1 protein-coding gene is annotated in these 680 nt (G+C 41.5%); it reads left to right on the forward strand.

Features of this window, described 5'->3' with window-relative positions:
* Positions 1–680, forward strand: a 680-nt coding sequence (locus tag B5G16_RS12435) for an integrase core domain-containing protein (protein WP_087264369.1), incomplete at both ends; no start/stop codon positions are given.

The raw sequence follows: 680 nt of genomic DNA on the forward strand, positions 1-680 counted from the left end.
TCTAAACGCCCATCAAGACTCGCAAATATGAAGGTAACGCCTGGAATTGAAACCATTATTCTTAATCTGCGTGAGACGAGAAAATGGGGAGCGCAACGGATTGCCAACTATCTGCTTAGGAAGAGAATAAAGCTCTCAGCCATGACCGTGTGGCGTGTGTTGAAAAGGCATCAGGTTAAAGCTGTTGTGAAACGGCGTAAAAAGTCAGACTATATCAGATATAGTAAAGAAATTCCTGGGGAAAAGATCCAGCTGGATGTAATGAAAGTACGAAATGGAGCATATCAGTTCACGTCCATAGATGATTGTACCCGTTTGAGGACCATTCGTGTATATCCCAATAAAAAAGCGGAAAGTACAATTCATTTTTTAGGAGAGATACTGAACACCTTTCCTTTTCCCGTTCAGCGGATACAGACTGATTGGGGAACAGAATTCTTCAATTATGATTTCCAATATGAACTGCATGACCATTTTATCAAGTTCAGACCTATCAAACCAAGGACTCCACATTTGAATGGCAAAGTTGAAAGGTCTCAGCAGACCGATAAGACAGAGTTTTGGAATCTTATAGATTTGTCGGATAAGACACTTGATTTGAATGCGATGGCTATGGAATGGCAGGAGTTCTACAATAAGAAACGACCACATTCCTCGCTGAACGGCAAGACTCCGATGCA

It is taken from the genome of Alistipes sp. An66 (genome assembly GCF_002161445.1).
Taxonomy (GTDB): Bacteria; Bacteroidota; Bacteroidia; order Bacteroidales; family Rikenellaceae; genus Alistipes; species Alistipes cottocaccae.